At 61.4% G+C, this 18,955-nt stretch carries 18 protein-coding genes; 10 read left to right on the forward strand and 8 right to left on the reverse strand.

Going from position 1 to position 18,955, the window contains the following annotated elements:
- Nucleotides 1-9: 9 nt before the first annotated feature.
- On the reverse strand, nt 10-978 hold the full coding sequence (gene trxB, locus A9404_RS09135) for a thioredoxin-disulfide reductase (protein WP_066100568.1): 969 nt from the start codon (nt 976-978) through the stop codon (nt 10-12).
- A gap of 133 nt (nt 979-1,111) precedes the next feature.
- On the opposite strand from trxB, the gene hemH reads away from it, so the two are divergent.
- From hemH to A9404_RS09160, 5 genes are all read left to right on the forward strand, one after another.
- Nucleotides 1,112-2,224, forward strand: a complete 1,113-nt coding sequence (hemH, locus tag A9404_RS09140; RefSeq protein ID WP_066100571.1) for a ferrochelatase — start codon at nt 1,112-1,114, stop codon at nt 2,222-2,224.
- On the forward strand, nt 2,221-3,006 hold the full coding sequence (locus tag A9404_RS09145; RefSeq protein WP_066100573.1) for a competence/damage-inducible protein A: 786 nt from the start codon (nt 2,221-2,223) through the stop codon (nt 3,004-3,006). Before hemH ends, A9404_RS09145 begins: the two co-directional genes overlap by 4 nt.
- 30 nt (nt 3,007-3,036) lie before the next feature.
- The gene (locus A9404_RS09150; protein ID WP_066100576.1) at nt 3,037-3,807 is read left to right on the forward strand and encodes a TIGR01458 family HAD-type hydrolase; all 771 of its coding nucleotides are present in this window, start codon (nt 3,037-3,039) and stop codon (nt 3,805-3,807) included.
- Nucleotides 3,808-4,009: 202 nt separating this feature from the next.
- Nucleotides 4,010-5,461 (forward strand): DegQ family serine endoprotease, encoded by a 1,452-nt coding sequence (locus A9404_RS09155; protein ID WP_082922865.1) that lies wholly within the window; start codon nt 4,010-4,012, stop codon nt 5,459-5,461.
- Between the two features lie 283 nt (nt 5,462-5,744).
- Entirely contained in the window at nt 5,745-6,515 is a 771-nt protein-coding gene (locus A9404_RS09160; RefSeq protein WP_066100579.1) for an exodeoxyribonuclease III, read from the forward strand.
- A gap of 16 nt (nt 6,516-6,531) precedes the next feature.
- Here A9404_RS09160 and A9404_RS09165 read toward each other — a convergent pair whose 3' ends face one another.
- Nucleotides 6,532-7,278, reverse strand: coding sequence for a TerC family protein (locus A9404_RS09165; protein ID WP_066100582.1), 747 nt, complete (start codon nt 7,276-7,278; stop codon nt 6,532-6,534).
- Between the two features lie 233 nt (nt 7,279-7,511).
- On the opposite strand from A9404_RS09165, the gene A9404_RS09170 reads away from it, so the two are divergent.
- The 5 genes from A9404_RS09170 to A9404_RS09190 all read left to right on the forward strand — a co-directional run bounded on the left by A9404_RS09170 (nt 7,512) and on the right by A9404_RS09190 (nt 11,860).
- The gene (locus A9404_RS09170) at nt 7,512-7,949 is read left to right on the forward strand and encodes an outer membrane lipoprotein (RefSeq protein ID WP_231880891.1); all 438 of its coding nucleotides are present in this window, start codon (nt 7,512-7,514) and stop codon (nt 7,947-7,949) included.
- 112 nt (nt 7,950-8,061) lie between these two features.
- The gene (locus A9404_RS09175; protein ID WP_197490328.1) at nt 8,062-8,661 is read left to right on the forward strand and encodes a DedA family protein; all 600 of its coding nucleotides are present in this window, start codon (nt 8,062-8,064) and stop codon (nt 8,659-8,661) included.
- A 1-nt stretch (nt 8,662) separates the two neighbouring features.
- Complete coding sequence (gene gmk / locus A9404_RS09180; RefSeq protein ID WP_066100589.1) at nt 8,663-9,292, forward strand: guanylate kinase; 630 nt, start codon at nt 8,663-8,665, stop codon at nt 9,290-9,292.
- A gap of 39 nt (nt 9,293-9,331) precedes the next feature.
- Nucleotides 9,332-9,655 carry a DNA-directed RNA polymerase subunit omega gene (gene rpoZ / locus A9404_RS13700; RefSeq protein ID WP_066100592.1) on the forward strand — a complete coding sequence of 108 codons (324 nt, stop codon included), beginning with the start codon at nt 9,332-9,334 and terminating at the stop codon, nt 9,653-9,655.
- A complete protein-coding gene (locus A9404_RS09190) occupies nt 9,656-11,860 on the forward strand; it encodes a RelA/SpoT family protein (RefSeq protein ID WP_066100595.1) in 2,205 nt (734 codons plus the stop codon).
- 88 nt (nt 11,861-11,948) lie between these two features.
- Here A9404_RS09190 and A9404_RS09195 read toward each other — a convergent pair whose 3' ends face one another.
- From A9404_RS09195 to A9404_RS09220, 6 genes are all read right to left on the reverse strand, one after another.
- On the reverse strand, nt 11,949-12,680 hold the full coding sequence (locus tag A9404_RS09195; RefSeq protein ID WP_197490329.1) for a DUF481 domain-containing protein: 732 nt from the start codon (nt 12,678-12,680) through the stop codon (nt 11,949-11,951).
- 111 nt (nt 12,681-12,791) lie between these two features.
- Nucleotides 12,792-13,889 (reverse strand): HDOD domain-containing protein, encoded by a 1,098-nt coding sequence (locus A9404_RS09200; protein WP_066100602.1) that lies wholly within the window; start codon nt 13,887-13,889, stop codon nt 12,792-12,794.
- 15 nt (nt 13,890-13,904) lie between these two features.
- Nucleotides 13,905-14,213, reverse strand: a complete 309-nt coding sequence (locus A9404_RS09205) for a BolA family protein (protein WP_066100605.1) — start codon at nt 14,211-14,213, stop codon at nt 13,905-13,907.
- 38 nt (nt 14,214-14,251) lie between these two features.
- Complete coding sequence (locus tag A9404_RS09210; RefSeq protein WP_066100609.1) at nt 14,252-16,570, reverse strand: putative bifunctional diguanylate cyclase/phosphodiesterase; 2,319 nt, start codon at nt 16,568-16,570, stop codon at nt 14,252-14,254.
- A 179-nt stretch (nt 16,571-16,749) separates the two neighbouring features.
- The gene (locus A9404_RS09215) at nt 16,750-18,015 is read right to left on the reverse strand and encodes a PfkB family carbohydrate kinase (protein WP_066100612.1); all 1,266 of its coding nucleotides are present in this window, start codon (nt 18,013-18,015) and stop codon (nt 16,750-16,752) included.
- Nucleotides 18,016-18,058: 43 nt separating this feature from the next.
- Nucleotides 18,059-18,607 (reverse strand): metallophosphoesterase family protein, encoded by a 549-nt coding sequence (locus A9404_RS09220; RefSeq protein WP_066100615.1) that lies wholly within the window; start codon nt 18,605-18,607, stop codon nt 18,059-18,061.
- Nucleotides 18,608-18,955: the final 348 nt, after the last annotated feature.

Genomic DNA, 18,955 nt, shown 5'->3' on the forward strand with positions numbered 1-18,955 from the left:
GTGCCGTCCTCAGGCGCCGAGTTCCAGAGCCTCGAGATAGTTCTTGGCATCCAGCGCCGCCATGCAGCCCGTGCCCGCTGAGGTGATTGCCTGACGGTAGACGTGATCCATGACGTCACCCGCCGCGAAGACGCCGGGGATGGAGGTGGCCGTGGCATTGCCATGCGTACCGCTCTTGACCTGGATATAGTCTCCGGTCAGTTCCAGCTGACCCTGGAATATCTGGGTGTTCGGCGAGTGACCGATGGCAATGAATACGCCGGTGAGCGGGATGTCTGTCAGGTGACCGTTCTTTGCGTGCTTGATGCGCAAACCGGTGACACCCGACTGGTCGCCCAGCACTTCCTCGACGACGGAGTCCCAGTGCAGGACCACCCTGCCTTCGCCGACTTTCTTCATCAGTCGGTCGATCAGAATGTTTTCCGCCTTGAATTTGTCCCGGCGATGGACGACATGGACCTTGGATGCGATGTTGGACAGGTAGAGCGCTTCTTCCACGGCCGTGTTGCCGCCGCCGACCACCGCCACTTCCTGGTTGCGATAGAAGAACCCATCGCAGGTGGCGCAGGCCGAGACGCCCTTGCCCTTGAATTTCTCTTCGGATTCCAGGCCCAGATAGCGGGCACTGGCGCCGGTGGCAATGATCAGTGCATCGCAGGTATAAGTGCCCGAGTCGCCATGCAGGGTGAAGGGGCGCTGGTTCAGGTCGGTCGACTGAATGTGATCGAAGATGATTTCCGTGTCGAACTTCTCGGCATGCGCTTTCATGCGTTCCATCAACTCCGGCCCCGTCAGATCATTGGCGTCGCCCGGCCAGTTCTCGATTTCCGTGGTTGTGGTCAGCTGGCCGCCCATCTCCATGCCGGTGATCAGGACCGGGCTCAGGTTGGCACGGGCCGCGTACACGGCGGCCGCATAGCCGGCCGGGCCGGATCCCAGGATCAATAAACGACAATGGCGTGGGGTGGAACTCGTCATGGGAACTCTCCTGATGCATGTGGCGCGGATTTTGCGCGTAAACTACCTTCAATCATACGTGGCAACGGTGGGGATCGCCATGCGTCATGGTTGCCCGCCCTACTCTTCAATTCGCGATTTAAAGGATTCATGCATGCAATATCAAGGCGAGGCGGACTATCGTCATGGCAGCGCGGAGCGTCTGGGGGTGCTTCTGCTCAATCTGGGGACCCCGGACGAGCCTAGCACACCGGCGCTTCGACGTTATCTGAAGCAGTTTCTTTCGGACCCCCGGGTGATCGAGTTGCCGAAATGGAAGTGGTGGCCGATTCTCAATCTCATCATACTGAATACCCGTCCGGCCAAGTCGGCAGCCGCCTACCGCGCGGTCTGGGATCATTTCGGGCCGGGCTCGCCCCTGCTGACCATCTCCCGGGAACAGCAGAAAGGCCTGCAGGATCGACTGTCCGCCCAGATGGCGGGACCGGTTTCCGTGGCGGTCGGCATGCGGTACGGCAATCCGTCGGTCGCGCAGGCGCTGGCGGAACTGCGGGATGCCGGCGCGCGGCGCGTGCTTGTTCTGCCCCTGTATCCCCAGTACGCGGCTGCCACGACGGCATCCAGCTTCGATGCGGTCTTCGACGCGCTCAAGACCTGGCGCTGGATGCCGGAACTGCGGTTGGTCAATCACTATCATCGCGATACCGGGTATCTGGATGCCTTGGCGGCGAGCGTGCGTGAGCACGTGGCCGAGCACGGTCAACCCCAAAAGCTGATCATGAGCTTCCATGGCGTGCCCCAGCGCTATCTGATGTCCGGCGACCCCTATCACTGCGAGTGTCATGTGACCGGGCGACTGCTCGCTGAGCGGCTCGGGCTGGCGGATGATCAGTGGATGGTGACGTTCCAGTCCCGGTTCGGTCGCGAGGAGTGGATCAAGCCGTATACCGACGAGACCCTGAAATCCCTGCCTGAACAGGGCATCAAGCATGTCGCCGTCATCTGCCCCGGATTTTCCGCCGATTGTCTGGAAACCATCGAGGAAATCGGCCAGGAGAACCGCGGGTACTTCACGGAGGCCGGCGGCGAGACCTATCACTACATCCCGGCACTGAACGCCCGGGACGATCATCTCGATGCCCTGGCCCGTCTGATTCATCGGCACACACAGGGATGGGTCGAGCACAGCGGCTTCGACGCCCTAGCCGACCAGCACGAACGGGGGATCAGCCAGGCGCGCGCACTCAAGCTCGGCGCAGCACAATGACCACTGTTGCCTCGGCCAGCGGGGACGTCACCATCGGCGTGCTGATCATCGGGGATGAAATCCTGTCGGGGCGACGCAGCGATCAGCATCTGCCTGCGGTGATTGCTCGCCTTGCGCCGCTGGGGAGATTGCCCGGCTGGGTGCAGATGATCGGCGACGATGCCCCGCGCATCGAGGCCGTGCTGCGCGCAAGTCGCGAGGCCGACGAGATCGTATTCTGCTTTGGCGGTATCGGAGCGACGCCGGACGATCTGACCCGCGCGTGCGCGGCGGCAGCCTTCGACCGTCCTCTGGTGACACATCCGGAGGCGCTGCGGCTCATCGAGGCAGAGTTTGGCGAACGCGCCTATCCGCATCGTGTGCGGATGGCGGAGTTGCCGGCCGATGCCGATCTGATCCCCAATCCGGTCAATCGCGTGGCGGGATTCTCGCTGGCGGGGCATTTCTTCATGCCCGGATTTCCGAACATGGCGCACCCGATGCTCGATTGGGTGCTGGCCGGTCCGTTGGCGCACCTGGAGCGTCGGGACTATCTCGAGCAGTCGCTTTGGGCAGTGGATGTCGCTGAAAGCGCATTGATCGAGGTGATGGACGAACTGTGCCAGAATTATCCCGGGCTCAAGCTGTTCAGTCTGCCCGGCCGCGTCGACGGACGACTTCTGATCGAATTGGGGCTCAAGGGTGCCGCCACGCCGGTCGTTCAGGCCATGAGTCAGTTGCGGCGTCGTCTGGATGCGCTCGGCGTTCGTTACCAGGAGACGCGTCCGATAGCCGGTTCTTAGGGGGCTCCGGCGAGTCCCAAGGAGGAAAGCATGTCCGATCAGGCCATTCTCTTCGACATCGGCGGCGTCCTGATGGATGGCGATCGTCCGCTGCCCGGCGCGCTGGAAACGCTCGCCCGCCTGCACGAAGTTGGCGTGCCGTTCCTGCTGTTGACCAATACGACCCGCCGCAGTCATGCGGCGTTGTGGCAAGATCTCGCCCATGCCGGTATCCATGTGCCGGCTACCCACCTGCTGACCCCGGCTTCACTGGCCAGTGCCTGGTTGCGCGATCATGCGCGCCATCCCTATTTCCTCATTCATCAGGGGTTGCGGGCAGATTTCATGGACACACCGCCTGCCGAGGCGGATCAGCAGCCGGACGTGGTCGTCATCGGCGATGCCGGCGACGACTTCAGTTATCGCCATCTCAATATGGCGTTTCGCGCGGTGATGGCCGGCGCACCGCTCATCTCCCTTTCCGACAGCCGATATTTCAAGGAGCATGACGGTCTCTCCCTTGATGCCGGACCTTTCGTACAGCTGCTGACATTTGCCGCAGGCATTCAGGCCATCTCTCTGGGCAAGCCGGGCGCCGAATTTTTCCGGGAAGCCCTGGCGCGGCTCGGGATGCCGGCGGAGCGTGTCACGATGATCGGGGATGATGTGGTCAGCGACATTCAGGGCGCGGTGGCACAAGGGATACAGGGCATTCTTGTCGAGACGGGGAAATATCGTGCCGGAGATACGGCCCGCCTGCCGCCGGGAGCGCGGCAGGCACAGGATGTCCGTGCCGCGGTCGATATGCTGTTGTCCGCCTGAGTTTCCCTACGGCGGGGCGAGGAGCGGCCATGCCGGATAATCCCACCTCGGATTCCTTCATGCACTGAACTAATTTCCGCGCGCGGCGTCACAAACATCATGCAACGTGTTGCTGAGCAGGCATTCTGGTGCGGTTTGAGCGCCCACCGTCCGTTGCGCTTGTCAGAATGTGAATGATCCATGAGAACCAAAGGGGTAGCGTATGCGAACCAAGAACTTGACACAGTCGATCCGAAATACCGTTCAGATTCGTGGCCGTCATCTGGCGGTTGCCGCCGCGTTGGCTCTGCCGCTGACGCTATTGGCGCCCGTGCCCGGCTTCGCCGATACCGTGATGCCGGACTACGTTCAATTGGTCAAGCAGTCGAGTCCCTGGGTGGTGAACATCAGCACGATTTCGAAGCCCAAGGCGCAGCCGGCCTTCGATAGCGGTAACGAACCGATTTTCCCGCCCGGCCCTGCCGGGGACATGTTCCGCCACTTCTTCCAGCAGATGCCGCAACAGCAGCAACGTGAACCCATTCGCTCCCTGGGTTCCGGCTTCATCATCTCGGCCGATGGCTACATCCTGACCAACGCGCACGTGGTGGCGGGCGCGGACAAGATCACCGTCAAGCTCAGCGATCAGCAGGAGTATCCGGCGAAAGTGATCGGCCAGGACAAGCGGACCGATATCGCTCTGATCAAGATCGATGCGAAGAATCTGCCGGTGGCACAGATCGGTAACTCGGACAAGATTCAGGTCGGCGAATGGGTGCTGGCCATCGGCGAGCCGTTCGGGCTCGACCATACGGCGACCCACGGGATCGTTTCCGCCATTGGCCGGGATCTGCCGGACGAAAGTTATGTGCCGTTCATCCAGACCGACGCACCGGTGAACCCGGGCAACTCGGGCGGTCCGTTGATCGACGCCAACGGCAAGGTGATCGGCATCAATTCGCAGATCTACACCAAGTCCGGCGGCTACATGGGGATTTCCTTCGCCATCCCGATCAATGTCGCGATGAACGTGGTCGATCAGCTCAAGGCCACCGGCAAGGTGACCCGGGGTTATCTGGGCGTCTTGATTCAGCCGGTGACCAATGATCTGGCCAAGTCGTTCGGTCTGAGCGATACGCGCGGTGCGCTGGTGGCGCAAGTCGAACCGAATACGCCGGCCGCGAAGGCGGGGCTGAAGTCCGGCGACATCATCACGAAGTTCAACGGCAAGGTGATCAAGCATTCGGGCGAATTGCCCATCATGGTGGGTATGGCGCCCATCGGTAAACCGGCCTCCCTGACCGTCCTGCGGGACGGCAAGGAGCACGAGATGACGGTGGTCATCGAGAAGCTGGACAAGCAGGACATGGAAGCGGCGGCCGGAACGCAGGCGGCCATCGAGAAAATGGGTCTGAAGGTCTCCTCGCTGACGTCGGACGATTTGCAGCAGCTGAACATCAAATACGGCGTGAAGGTCGACGCGATCAAGAACGATTCGCCGTTCGCCTCGGTGCTGGCACCGGGCGACATCCTGCTCGAGGTGAATCGGCAGCCGATGAAATCCACGGGAGATCTGCGCAAGGCGCTGGATGCAGCACCGAAAAACCGGCCGATTGCGATTCGCTTGCTGCGGGATGGTCAGCCGCTCTTCTTGGCTGTCCAGCTGGGCGATTGATGCCCAAACCGTGCCCCCGCTTCGGTGGGTGCGACGGTGCCGAATGGCTTTACCGGGCGGTCTTCCAGGGAGGGCTGCCCTTTTTTCAATTTTGGTCAGGAATTTCTCGTGGCTAGGTGAACTTTTACCAAAGCTACCGATCTCAAACAGTGGCTCCTCAAGGATGAACCATTGCCCCGAATGATCCGGGGCTTTTTTTTGCCTGTCGTCCGGGCGCCTGTGCGGGACAGGTTGCGCTACACTCCCGATTCTTCAAGCATGAGGCAGGCACGGGGGAGTCGGGATGCGGGTCATTTCATTCAACGCCAACGGGATTCGATCCGCTGCGCGGAAAGGGTTTTTCGACTGGCTGGCAACACAGGATGCCGATTTCGTCTGCATTCAGGAAACCAAGGCACAATCCGATCAGTTGACCGACCCCGAATTCAATCCACCCGGATACGTTTGCCAGTATGTATCCGCCGAACGCAAGGGATACAGCGGGGTGGCGATCTTCGCTCGGCGCCCGCCGACGCGAATCATCACCGAACTGGGGCTGCCGGAGTTCGATCAGGAAGGCCGCTATTGCGCCTTCGAGTACCCGGACCTCGTGGTGGCGTCCCTCTACCTGCCTTCCGGTTCCGCGGGCGACCATCGCCAGGCGTCGAAGGATCGTTTTCTTGAAGCCTATCTGCCGATCATGGCGGCCTATCGGGAATCCCATGAGCAACCCTTCATCCTGTGCGGTGATTGGAACATCGCCCATCGGGAACTGGATCTGAAGAACTGGCGCAGCAATCAGAAGAATTCGGGTTTCCTGCCGCACGAACGTGCCTGGCTCGATCGGGTGTTCGGCGAACTCGGTTACGTCGATGCGCATCGGGTCGTGGCGCCGGACGAGGCGGTGTACACCTGGTGGTCGAATCGGGCGAATGCCTGGGAAAACAACGTCGGCTGGCGGATCGATTATCAGATCATCACGCCGGACATGAAGGATCGGGTGCAGTCCGCGCGGGTCTACCGGGATCAGAAATTCTCCGATCACGCCCCGCTGATCATCGATTACCGGGACTGAACGACGGTACCGCTCATCATTCGGTGATGTCGGCCGTCAGCTGTGCCCGCTTCTTTCGCAGGCGCATGTTCAGCATCTCGATAACGAGCGAGAAGGCCATGGCGAAGTAGATGTAGCCCTTGGACACATGGATGCCGAAGGATTCGACGATCAGGAATACCCCGATCAGAATCAGGAAGGCCAAGGCGAGCATCTTGACCGTCGGGTGTTTTTCCACGAACTCGCTGATCGATTTTGCGGCCAGCATCATCACCACCACTGCCACGACGATGGCGGCGACCATGATCTCGATATCCTTAACGAGACCGATCGCCGTGATCACCGAATCCAGCGAGAACACGATGTCGATGAGTGCGATCTGCAGAATGACGCTCCAGAGCGCTGTCTTGGCGGCGTCCTTGGCTTTGGGCGGTGCCGTGAGCCCCCCCGACTCCATCGTGTCGTGCATTTCGGTCACGGCCTTGTAAACCAGGAACAGGCCGCCTGCCAGGAGGATGAGATCCCGTCCGGAAAAGGCCAGTGTGCCGATGTGCAGCCAGGGTTCTGTCAGCCCCATCAGCCAGAGCAGCGAGAACAGTAGTGCGATACGCGTCACCATCGCGAGCCCCAAGCCCAACAATCGACCGGCGTGGCGCTGGTGTTCGGGCAGCTTGGACACCAGGATCGCGATCACGATGATGTTGTCGATACCCAGGACGATTTCCAGGGCCGTCAGTGTGGCAAACGCGATCCATGCCTCGGGGGACAGCAATAACTCAAGCATGGGGAACCTGTGGGGTAGTCGGGTGACCGAAGTGATACATGGGGGTGCAATCTAGCACTTTGTCTCATTTTTCAAAACCCTGCCGCCCGAGATCGGCAGGCGCGCGGGACCTTCCCGATCGATAGTCCACGGTTGGGCGCGCATCGTTTTGGGGGGATGTTCTCGTATACTGCGCATCCTGAGTGAATCCACCGGAGGGTAGTCTTATGTTGCGCGTGATTTCTGTGATGATCTTGAGTGGCTTGACCGTTCTGCTGGGCGGTTGCGCCAGCAGTATGAGCAGCGATACCTACAGCCGCGGCTCGTCCATGCAGATGCAGAATGTGCAGTACGGCACGGTGGAAAGCGTGCGCGGCGTGCGCATCGAGGGAACGAAGTCGCCACTTGGCGCCATCGGCGGGGCCATCGTTGGTGGTCTGCTCGGCAGTACGGTCGGTGGGGGTCGGGGCAAGGATCTGGCCACGGTCGGCGGTGCAATCGCCGGTGGCGTGGCCGGTTCGGCCATCGAGGAGGGGGCCACGCAACAGAATGGCGTGGAGATCACCGTCCGTCTCGACAATGGCCGAATCGTTTCGATCGTCCAGGCGGTGGACAATCAGCGCTTTGCGCCGGGACAGCGGGTTCAGGTGATTACCGCGCCGAACGGCGTGAGTCGCGTCACGGGCGGTTAAGTGCATCCCCGGCTGTTTCCGTGGTCAGGCCCGGGAAGCCGAGAACCATCTCATCGGGAACACGGGGGTGTGGGGCTGCACGTGTCCGGCCATCGCCTGTTAAGGAGCAATTGTGTTTGGATTTGATATCGCTCCGTTGTTGACCCAGTACGGATTGATCGTGCTTGCGATCGGTTGTCTGCTCGAGGGCGAAACGGTGCTCGTGCTGGCGGGTCTTGCGGCGCATCAGGGTTGGCTCGGCTTGCCGGACGTCCTGTTGGTTGCGATGTTTTTCGGCTGGTTGGGCGATCAGATCTTTTTCTGGTTGGGTCGCTGGAAAGGGGATGCCATCCTTCTGCGCCTGCCGGCATGGGGCCGGCAGAAACCTCGGGTTGATGCGTGGATCCACAAGTACCATGCGCCGGTCGTCGTCATGATCCGATTCATGTATGGGCTGCGCGTGGCTGGGCCGGTCCTGATCGGCCATAGCGGGCTCTGCCCCTGGAAATTCGCCGTCTACAATGCACTGGGGGCCGCTATCTGGGCGAGTCTGTTCGTCGGCCTGGGCTGGGCGTTCGGTCAGGCGGCCGAACAGGTGCTCAACCGGATCAATCACTGGGGGCACTACGTGTTCTACATCGGGGCTGCAGTCGTGGTGATCGCGACCGCGGTTTTTTGGTATTGGAATCGTCGTCGTAGCCGACGGGCCATGGCGGCGGAGAAAGGAGAGTAGCGTGATTCGGGGGCAATTGTATGTGGTTTCGGCACCATCCGGAGCCGGTAAGACGAGCCTGATCAAGGCATTGCGCGCGCGCATGCCGGAGATTGGATTGTCGGTGTCGCACACCACCCGGCCCATGCGTCCCGGGGAAGAGAACGGCGTGCATTACCATTTCGTGGACGTAGCGACGTTCGAGGCCATGATTGCCGCAGGGGCGTTCGTCGAGCATGCCCGGGTGTTCGATAACTACTACGGGACGTCGAAAGCGGCGATTTCGGCCGTACTGGCGAGCGGTCGCGATCTGATCCTGGAAATCGACTGGCAGGGTGCGGAACAGGTACGGGCGCAGTTTCCAGACGTGATTTCCGTGTTCATCCTGCCACCGAGTCGCGAGGCGCTGCGCGAGCGGCTGTTCGGGCGCGGTCAGGATGCGGCGGATGTGATCGCGCGCCGGTTGGCCGAGGCGACGCTGGAAATGCGTCAGCATCCGCACTACGACTATCTGATTATCAACGAGGATTTCTCCGTTGCTCTGGAACAGCTGGGCTGTATTTTCACGGGCAGCCGTCTGCGCATGGCCAGACAAATCGAGGCCGAGCGGAATCGCCTGGAAAATTTGCTGAATACCCCCGAAAACCCTTAAACTGTCCGGTCAGTTTCACATTTCTGGGTAGAGATCATCATGGCGCGTGTCACCGTAGAAGATTGTCTGGCGAAAGTTCCCAACCGCTTTGAGTTGGTTTTGATGGCGGCGCGACGTGCCCGGCAGATTGAGCAGGGCGCAGAGCCGCTGGTCCCGATGGGCAAGGAAAAACCTGTGGTCATCGCCCTGCGCGAGATCGGCGAAGGCAAGATCGACGAGGCGCAGATCAACGAGATTCAGGCCAACATGGTCGTCCTGCGTTCGCAGATCTCCGAAGCCGAAATTCGCGCTGAATTGGCTCAGTTCGCCGACGAGAGCGAAGGTGCCGTTCGCCGTACACCGGTTAGCAGCGACGAGGGTTAAGTGTCTGAGGCGAGCGCGAAATCGCCGATTTCCGGCGCGTCCAATTTCGGCGCGCCGGCCGCTGAAGTAGAAGTGTTTTTTGCGCCGCTTGCCGAACGTCTGGCGCAGTACATCGATCCCGAAGGCATCCAGCACATCAAGGATGCCTTTGTTTTTGGCGCCAATGCCCATGTGGGCCAGGCCCGCAAGAGCGGTGAGCCCTACATCAGTCATCCCGTGGCCGTGGCGGAAATCCTGGCCGGTCTGCACATGGACGAGGCGACCCTGGTGGCGGCGATTCTGCACGACGTCATCGAGGATACGGCCGTGGCCCGCGAGGAAATCGTGCAGCACTTCGGCGAGGAAGTGGCCCGACTGGTTGACGGCGTTTCCAAGCTGACCCAGATCCGTTTCAAGTCCAAGGCGGAGGCCCAGGCCGCCAACTTCCGCAAGATGATGATGGCGATGGTCGAGGATGTGCGCGTCATCCTCATCAAACTCGCCGACCGCCTGCACAACATGCGTACCCTGGGTGTGATGCGTCCGGACAAGCGCCGGCGGATTGCCCGGGAAACGCTCGACATCTATACGCCGATCGCGAGCCGACTCGGGTTGAATGCTCTGCGGCATGAGCTGGAGGACATGGGGTTCGCCGCACTCTATCCGGCGCGTTATCGGGTATTGACCGAAGCCGTGCGCAAGGCGCGCGGGAACCGCAAGGAAGTCGTTGCGGGCATCGAGGAGCGCTTCATCCAGCGCTTTGCCGACGAGCGCCTGCGCGCCTCCATCGATGCCCGGGAGAAACGACCCTATTCCATCTACCGCAAGATGGCGCAGAAGCATCTCTCCTTCAAGGACGTATTCGATGTGTTTGCGGTGCGTATCGTCGTGGGTAGCGTGGACGAGTGCTACCGTGCCCTCGGCATCGTGCACAATCTCTACAAGCCCCTGCCGGGTCGGTTCAAGGACTACATCGCCATTCCCAAGGCGAACGGCTATCAGTCGCTGCACACCATCCTGTTCGGTCCGCATGGGATTCCGCTGGAAGTCCAGATCCGGACCGCCGAGATGCACCAGTTCGCCGAAAGCGGCATCGCCGCGCACTGGCTCTACAAGGCGAACCACGACCAGGGAACCGTGACCCAGGCGCGCGCCCGCGAATGGCTGCGCGATCTGCTGGAAATCCAGCAGAAGGCCGGGAATCCGCAGGAGTTCCTGGAGTCGGTCAAGGTCGACCTGTTCCCGGACGAGGTGTATGTGTTCACGCCGATGGGCGAGATCATCGAACTGCCGCGACGGGCGACCGCCGTGGATTTCGCTTATGCCATTCACACCGACGTGGGCAATACCTGCGTTTCCTGCAAGATCGATCGACGATTCGCCCCGTTGTCCACACCCGTCGAGAACGGTCAGACCGTGGAAATCATCACGGCCTCGGGGGCGGAACCCAACCCGAACTGGCTCTCCTTCGTCGTGACGGCGAAGGCCCGGGCGAATATCCGAAGCTATCTCAAGAACCTGCAGGATGCCGAGGCGATCAAGCTGGGGCATCGATTGCTGACGAAGGCATTGAGCGTGGAGTCCGTCGAGTTCGAGGACGTGCAGACCGATCGCTTGAATCAGCTGCTGGCGGAGTATCACTACGAGGGGCTATCGGATCTGTTGCGCGACATCGGTCTGGGCAATCGCATGGCGCCTCTGGTCGCCCGCCTGCTCCTGCTGGACGGTACGACGGAGCCGGTAGATACCGAGGGGCCCGCGCGGGCGGCCACCATCAATGCCGCCAACTCCCCCATCATCATCAGTGGAACGGAAGGATTGGTGGTGGATTTCGCCAAATGCTGCCATCCGATTCCGGGCGATGGCGTGGTCGGGTTCCTCAGTACCGGTCGCGGGATTGTGGTCCATCGCCGGGATTGCTCCAATGCGGCCGATGTCGGCGCGCACCCCGAGCGCTGGCTGGCCGTGAATTGGGCCAGCGAGCCCACGGGCGAGTATCAGGCGCAGATCGTGATTCACGCCAAGAACGTGCGGGGTGGCCTGGCCCGCATTGCGGCATCGGTGGCCGAAACGGGGGCCGATATCGATGACGTCCGCTTCGATGATCGGGACGTCAATCTCACCATCATCACCGTGACCTTGCGCGTGAGCAATCGGGTACACCTAGCGCGCGTGATGCGGCGGGTCAAGCAGGTGACCGACGTCGTGAAGGTCGTTCGCCCCTGATGCCCGGCATGCCGGGATGGCGTTCCCGGGTTGGTTGATCATTCAGACCGAGGCGGGTTCGCAGTCACACCTCGCCGCAACGCAATGATCATTCGAACTGATAGACCAGATTGACCGAGGTGAACGTGTCGGTATGTCGGGTGTTCGCAGGCACCTGGGTATTGTGCTGCACGGTGTAGGAGAGCTTCATCGCCAGCTTCTTGGTCATCGAGGCGCTGAGCGAGGAGACGGACTCGATTTCAGTGTTGTTGCGGCCGGCAAGCACGGTCAGTTCCTGTTCGAATTTGCCCATTTGGGAAAAACGATATTCCAGATCACCGTTGACGCGACCGATCAGATCGTTGCTCGTTTCGCCCGTAGTGAGCTTGGCGCGCCGGAAGCCGGGGCCGACTTCAAGCGTGAAGCTGCCCGCGTCGGACATCCAGAAACGATGTCCCAGGCCGGTTGCGGCATTGACCTGATAGTCGTAACCGGAAAAGGTGTCGCGGATGGCGCGCGTGGCGCCGAACACGTAGTTCCGCTTGTCCAGGGAGTAGTTGCTTTCGAAACTGCCCAGAACCCGGTTCGCCGTGGCGTTCCCGTTCTCGCTGGCCCGCAGGGTTTCCAGCCGAAGCTTGTTGGTCCAGGGTTCGTCGTGGTATTTGATTTTCAGCTTGGCATTCAGATTCGTGCTCTGGCTGTTTCCGGTCGCCACCGCCGCACCCAGTTCGGCGGACGAGGTCCAGACCGGTGTTGGGGTGTTATCGGCCGCCAGGGCTTGAGTGGAGATCAGGGGTGTGCTCAGGCAGATCGGTGCCAGCATCCAAATACGTAAAGACATGCAGACAGTTCCTCTCTTGTGTCTGATTGGGGTTCGGGTCGATAGGGGGCGGCCATGGACCATAGTGCAAACGGGCCCGGCATGCAAAGCCAGAGCGCTGGTGTCGGTGCGTCAGTTTTCTTCGTGCGTGCCAACGCAGAGGTCATACCACTCTTCGGTGTAGGGCGGAAGGGCGCGCGTCAGGTGCAGGATCTGCGCCTGATCGAGGTAGCCGCGCCGGTTCAGGGCGCAGGCCAGGGAAAAGTAGCGGGCTTCCCGCCGGAGTCGATCCAGATCCGGTGAGGGGCTGCAGATCAGGCGAATGGTGTTTTCAGGCAATCCCCATGCTTGGGCGATGCGGGCGCTGTAGGTCGGGATCAGGGCGCGGAAGCGTTTGAGGAAGGCTGGGCTGAGGAAGGGGCCGTTGAGGGTGCCCTGATGGAGCAGAGCAAACAGCCCCGTGTGTTCGAGCAGTACGGACAGATAAAGGTCGAATCCCAGGTTTTCATCGATCGCGGGTAAGGTGCTCTCCTCACCGGGGCGGGGCTTGTGTCGCAGCGCCAGGCGCAATGCATTGGCGGCGCGAAGGCTGACCGGCCAGATGTCGTGAATGAGCAGTGGGTTGATGCCGCTAACGGGCTTGGATACGGCAATCGGGCTGAACATGGCTGCGGCAACCACTTCCCGCATGCCGGAAAAACCCAGAAGCATCACGGCCTGCTCGATGGAGGTGACATTGTCGTGCCGGATCCGCATGGCGGGGCTGTTGATCAGCCGGAGTACCTGGGTGGCTATGGTCGGATCGGATTCAATCAATTCGGTCAGCGTCCGGATCGGCGTGGCTGGATTCTTCAGTGCCGTCATCAGCTTGGGAAGAATGTTGGGTAGCCGCGGCACGTAGTTTGTCAGCCGGGTCGGCGTTTCCTTCAGATCATCCGTGCGCTGCTTCAGCCAGGCGACTTCCGGCGCGGTCAGAGTCTGGCTCACACCTTTTTGCGATGGCGAGGCGTTCAACAGTTTTTCATAGAAGAGTGAGGAGACCGCCTCCGGGTCGGGGAAGTGGGACTCCAGGGCGGCTTCGCTGGGTTCGAAGCTTTGAGCGTTGCGCGGGTCGTGAGGGGGCAGGCGCAGGCCTCTTTGAGCTCGGTGATCTTTCTTGGCATGGATCGGGCGTCCGCCCTCAGCGGGCGGCAGCGAACCGGAGAACACCTGTTTGAGCCAATGCCACATACACGGTCCCTGGCTTCAGGCGTTGTGCCCGGCGCAGGCCGGCGACGCCGGGGCCGCTTCACCCTTCACGCGCCATTCTTCCGGGGTATAGGTATGCAGGGCTAGGGCATGTAGGCCAGCATCCCGCTCCTGTTGCAATAGATCCTGGACCAGACGATGGCGAGCCAGCAGGCCTGCCCCGGCAAAGCGTTCGCTGACCACGACAAGGCGAAAGTGGGATTCCGTTCGGTCACCGGCGTGCATGTGGGATTCGTTCTGGAGATCGAGGTGGCTCGGGGCCAGATGGGTTTCGATGGCGGTACGGATACGAATGGCGCGAGACATGGCGAGGCGACTCCCTCAAATTCGGATATCTGGAGAGATCATAGCAACCCCACGCCCAGCATGGAGGATATTTCTTCCGGTTTGCCTGGGCGGCCGACTAGATAGCCTTGGAACGAGTCGCAGCCAAGTCCTTCGAGCAGGTCTCGCTCGTCCACTGTTTCGACCCCTTCTGCCACGACCTCGAGACCCAGTGCATGGCCCATCGCGATGATGGCCTTGACGATTTCCAAGTCCTTCGGATCGTCGAAGATATCGCGCACGAAGCCCTGATCGATCTTGAGCCGATCGAAGGAGAAGCGCGTGAGATAACTTAGGGAGGAGTAGCCGGTACCGAAGTCGTCAAGGGCGAGCTGCACGCCCAGGGCCTTCACTTCGGCGAGGGTGGCCGCCGCCTTGGCGGGTTCGATGACGAGCGAGGACTCGGTCAGTTCGAGCTCAAGCAGGTCGGGGTTGATGTTCGATTCGCCAAGGGCACTGCGTATCCGGTCCACAAAGCAGGGGGCGTGCAACTGGACGCTGGAAATATTGACGGCCACGCTGATGCGTTCGCCCAGTTGGTCTCGCCAGGCGGCGGCCTGACGGCATGCCTCATGCAGTACCCAGCCGCCGACTTCGATGATGAGCCCGGATTGTTCGAGCAGCGGCACGAATTGGTCCGGCCGTGCAGCCAGATCGGGACGGGGCGGGGACCAGCGTAGCAAGGCCTCCACGCCTGTAATCGCGAGGCTGTTGGCGTTTTGTTGAACCTGATAAACAAGACGGAATCGATTTTCCGTCAGCCCCGAGCGCAGGGCGGTCAGGAGGTCGGAGCGCCAATTCTGCAATTCGGCGATGTGCGGCGAGAAGACGGCATGGCTGTTGCGCCCCAGTTCTTTGGCTTCGTACATGGCGGAGTCGGCCTGGTGCAGCATTTCATGAATGGCCTGACCGTGGTCGGGCCAGAGTACGATGCCCGTGCTGGCCGAGGTAAATATGCTGACGCCGTCGATCACGAAGGGCCGGGCCGTGATTTCCTTGATTCGCGCCCCCAGGGCATCCAGGCTGGTCGGCGCGTTATCCGCCGGCAGCAGCAGGGCGAACTCATCCCCGCCCATCCGCGCAATCAGGATTTGGTCCGAGGTGCACTCATGCTGAAGGCGATGAGCCATTTCCTGGAGCAGACGGTCTCCCCGGGCATGACCATAACTGTCGTTCACCGAACGGAAGTAGTCGAGATCGAACATGACGAGTGCCAGCTTCTGGCTGGATTTCTCGCGCTTGAGTTCGTCGATCCAGCGTTGCGCTTCCAGTTGGAAGCAGCGACGATTCAGGAGTCCGGTCAGTTCGTCCTGGCTGGCCAGGTTCTGGTAGCGTGCCTGAGCTTCCTGGCGCTCGGTCACGTCCCGACCGATGATGACCAGTACCTTGCGCCGGCCATCAATTTCGAACAACGGCAGCTTCAGGGTATCGAAGACACGGGTGCGCCCGCCGGGCAGCGGCAGCGTATCCATGGTCCGGACCAGCCGGCCGGTTTCCCAGGCGCGCAGATCGGTTGCGCTGTAGCGGGCGAAGGTGGCCCGGTACATGGGGTGTGTCATGGCGGCCAGCTCGTCGTCGGTCTTGCCCCACCAGGCGATGTCCTGCAGATGGCAGAGATCCAGGGCCGATTCGTTGGCCAGCAGCCAGCGGCTATCGGCATCCTTGATGACGATGAAATCCGGCGTGGCGTCGATCAGGGTCCGCATCAGGCGTTCGTTGTCGCTGAGTGCGTGTTCCAATGCCTTCATGGCCGTGATTTCGTGCGCCAGGATGAAGTCATGCAGGGCTGCCGAGGGCGGTGCCTGGATCGTCTGGCGCTGGAAAATGCGGGTTTTCCCCGTGCGATCCTGCACCGAGAGCTCCATCGGCGCGTCGGCCGTGTCGGAGAAAGCGGGCACTTGTCGGGTCAGTTGCGCGATGAGGGACTCATCCCGGGCGTCATTGGCAGCCTTGTTGAGAAATACCGTTGCCTGTTGTTCGTCGCGACCAATGACGAAATCGGGCAGGCGATCGAGCCAGCCAATGGCGTCTTCGGACAGGCGGGGGTAGGCGGAAACGTGCAGCAGTCGTGCCTGAGGCGTATGGGGCGAGGCCCAGCGGCCAAGATGCGTCAACGCAAGCCACCGAACGCGCCAGACCCAGCCTCGGGTTCCTTCGGTCGGCCCGTGGCGTCCGTGATCGTCGGACCAGGCGTCAAGATGTCCCAATGCGTCCAGAATCAGCGGCAGATCGTGCAGCTTGCCCGTCTGGGTGATGACCTGATGCGCGCGGATCTGACCTTGTTCCTCAAGGTCAATCCACAGCCAGGCATCGGCATAGTCGGTCATGACAGGCAGCATGGGGCGGCAGCTGCTCAGGCGATTGGGGGTGCGTCAACATGCGGGGGGCATGGCGCGGCGATCGAGTTGAAGTCACATGGCGACAGCATATGAAAGGTCCTTTTTTCGAGCTGTGATGTCGGAATGCACATACGTTCCTGACAATGTAAGGATAGCTAAGAATGTGTGCAATGAATATTTCAACTGGATGACACCGGGCCATTCATGATCTGCGGCGCGGTGACGTCACCATCCAGATAGATCCGGTCCTGGGCGATGCGAATGGCCACCGGTTGCAGGGGATGGCCTGCGCAGGGGCCTTTTGTGCACAGGCCGCTCTGCGGGTCGAAATGGGCATTGTGCACGTCGCAGCGCAAGACACGGCCGGCGTTCCTTTCGACAAGATAGCCGCGACGTGCGTTGCGGGACAGCGGGGAGCCATTGTGCGGACAGACGTTGGCAAAGGCCTGGATGCGGTTGTCGGTCCGTACGATCACGATACTGGGAATGCCCTGGATGGGGCGAACGCCCAAGGCGTCAGCAGGCCCGAGGTCGTCAAGTCGGCAAAGCGGTGCTTCGGTTTCCGCCTCGGTGCGTGCCAGATCCTCGAAGCCGGATTGCGCGATTTTCCGTTCCGCCAGTCGTGCACCGAAGGTGACCGCTTCGGGCCAGTTGTGCGCCGACAGCCGGGCATGGATCACGCCGGCGATCAGCGTGTCGCCGGCGCCGACGCTATCCACCACCGACGCCACCGGCCGACTGGGAATGTGCTGGCATACCCCATCCGCTGCCGGGTCGCGCAGATAGGCCCCTTCGGCACCCCAGCCGAGGACCACTACCGCCTGCGGTACCCAGCTCGCCACCTCGGCCAAGAAGGCTTCCGGATCGGAAAATCCCCGCCCTTGGGCGAAGGCCCGGGAAAAGAAGACGACATCGGGAAAGGGAAACAGCTGCTCGAGAAAGGGGCGTTCCTTTTCGATTTCCAGCGAGATCGGCTTTCCCGGATGCAGCTTTTTGGCCCAGGCAAGCATGGCGGCCGTGTCCATGCAGTTTCGCCCTTCGAAGTGCAGCCAGTCGAAGGGCGCCAGGTCGATTTTGAAGAAGGGGCTGACGGTGTACTCCGGCAGGTCGCGGTAGTGGACGATGCTGCGGGAGCCCGTGGCCCGATTGAGCGTGATGTAGGACGTGGGTGCATGACCGTAGCCCAGGCGTTCGGCGTGACTGAGATCGATGCCCTGTCGTTCGAGCTTTTCCTGAATCAATCGACCGTCGGCGTCTTCGGTGAGTACGCCGGCAAAATGGGCCTGATGGTCGAACTGGCTCAGTACGGTGAGCATATTGACGACGTTGCCGCCGGTGCGTCGGTGTTGCGCCAGCGCCCGTACCTCGCTGTCTTCCGGCGGGTAGTTGTCGACTTCGTTGATGATATCCAGGGTGGCGATTCCGACGCCTAAGATTCTGGCCATGCGCGCAGTGTTCTCCGGTGGTGTTGAACGGAACAGCGGGCAATTATGCCGAATCGGCGTGGGCGGTCGGAAGCGTCCGAGTTTCGATGCGCCATTCCTGCGGGGTCGCATGCAGCAGCAGGCAGCCCGCGCCGCCGTAGGCGCGGACACGCCCCGCAGCGCCGGGGTTCAGGACCCAGGTCGGCGCGCTGGTGTCAATGCAGCGTTGGTGCGTATGGCCATAGACGATGGCGCGCGCCTCCGGATGTCGGGCGCGGAGTTTTTCGTGACGGACGTGGGCAGGTGTGACCCGGTGGCCATGTTCGACGACCAGTAGTCCGCCCGGCAGTTTGAGCTGGGCGATTTCGGGCAGGGTGTTCAGCAGGTGAGCCGTACCGCTCGGCCATTGTTCCGGCGTGTCGTTGTTGCCGCGGACGGCGATGACGTGACCGGAACGGGGCGTGACGCGACGCAGGATGTCAGGGTCGAGGATGTCGCCGGCATGGACGATGACATCACACTGCTCCATGACCGCGAGAATGGCGTTTTCTATTACGCCATGCGTATCGGAAATGATTCCGACACAAACTGCGTCTTGCGTTTCAAGATCCACGCCCCCTCCTCTGTGGTCTTCGTTGTCGACTCGATGGCGTTCTGTTCGACGCGGCATCTATCCAGATGTTCCGCATCGGCTTTCCACAGTATGGGTGGCCGACCTCATTCTGTCACCTGCCAAGCATCAGCCTACCCGCGAAAGCCCGGCATGTCGATAATGCACATGAGATCAATTTCCATTTAATACAGCGTGTTCCCGGATTCCCGCCCCGAATGAACCGGTCGGTATGTCGGGCGCGGCCCTGAGATCGGGGCGCCGAGCGCCCGCGTGGACAGGGTTGCCGTCGCCCCCCCGTGCGGAGCGGCTAATGTGGCCCGGGAGAGGCTCCGGAGCAGGCCGGGGTCG

The organism is Halothiobacillus diazotrophicus, assembly GCF_001663815.1.
In the GTDB taxonomy this organism is placed as follows: domain Bacteria; phylum Pseudomonadota; class Gammaproteobacteria; order Halothiobacillales; family Halothiobacillaceae; genus Halothiobacillus; species Halothiobacillus diazotrophicus.

Excerpts from the sequence above, each read along its gene's own strand:
- rpoZ (WP_066100592.1), top strand. The coding sequence starts at position 9,332 with ATGGCGCGTGTCACCGTAGAAGATTGTCTGGCGAAAGTTCCCAACCGC.
- A9404_RS09150 (WP_066100576.1), top strand. The coding sequence starts at position 3,037 with ATGTCCGATCAGGCCATTCTCTTCGACATCGGCGGCGTCCTGATGGAT.
- A9404_RS09165 (WP_066100582.1), bottom strand. The coding sequence starts at position 7,278 with ATGCTTGAGTTATTGCTGTCCCCCGAGGCATGGATCGCGTTTGCCACA.
- A9404_RS09145 (WP_066100573.1), top strand. The coding sequence starts at position 2,221 with ATGACCACTGTTGCCTCGGCCAGCGGGGACGTCACCATCGGCGTGCTG.
- A9404_RS09195 (WP_197490329.1), bottom strand. The coding sequence starts at position 12,680 with ATGTCTTTACGTATTTGGATGCTGGCACCGATCTGCCTGAGCACACCC.
- trxB (WP_066100568.1), bottom strand. The coding sequence starts at position 978 with ATGACGAGTTCCACCCCACGCCATTGTCGTTTATTGATCCTGGGATCC.
- A9404_RS09210 (WP_066100609.1), bottom strand. The coding sequence starts at position 16,570 with ATGCTGCCTGTCATGACCGACTATGCCGATGCCTGGCTGTGGATTGAC.
- A9404_RS09205 (WP_066100605.1), bottom strand. The coding sequence starts at position 14,213 with ATGTCTCGCGCCATTCGTATCCGTACCGCCATCGAAACCCATCTGGCC.
- A9404_RS09155 (WP_082922865.1), top strand. The coding sequence starts at position 4,010 with ATGCGAACCAAGAACTTGACACAGTCGATCCGAAATACCGTTCAGATT.
- hemH (WP_066100571.1), top strand. The coding sequence starts at position 1,112 with ATGCAATATCAAGGCGAGGCGGACTATCGTCATGGCAGCGCGGAGCGT.
- A9404_RS09200 (WP_066100602.1), bottom strand. The coding sequence starts at position 13,889 with ATGTGGCATTGGCTCAAACAGGTGTTCTCCGGTTCGCTGCCGCCCGCT.
- A9404_RS09160 (WP_066100579.1), top strand. The coding sequence starts at position 5,745 with ATGCGGGTCATTTCATTCAACGCCAACGGGATTCGATCCGCTGCGCGG.
- A9404_RS09215 (WP_066100612.1), bottom strand. The coding sequence starts at position 18,015 with ATGGCCAGAATCTTAGGCGTCGGAATCGCCACCCTGGATATCATCAAC.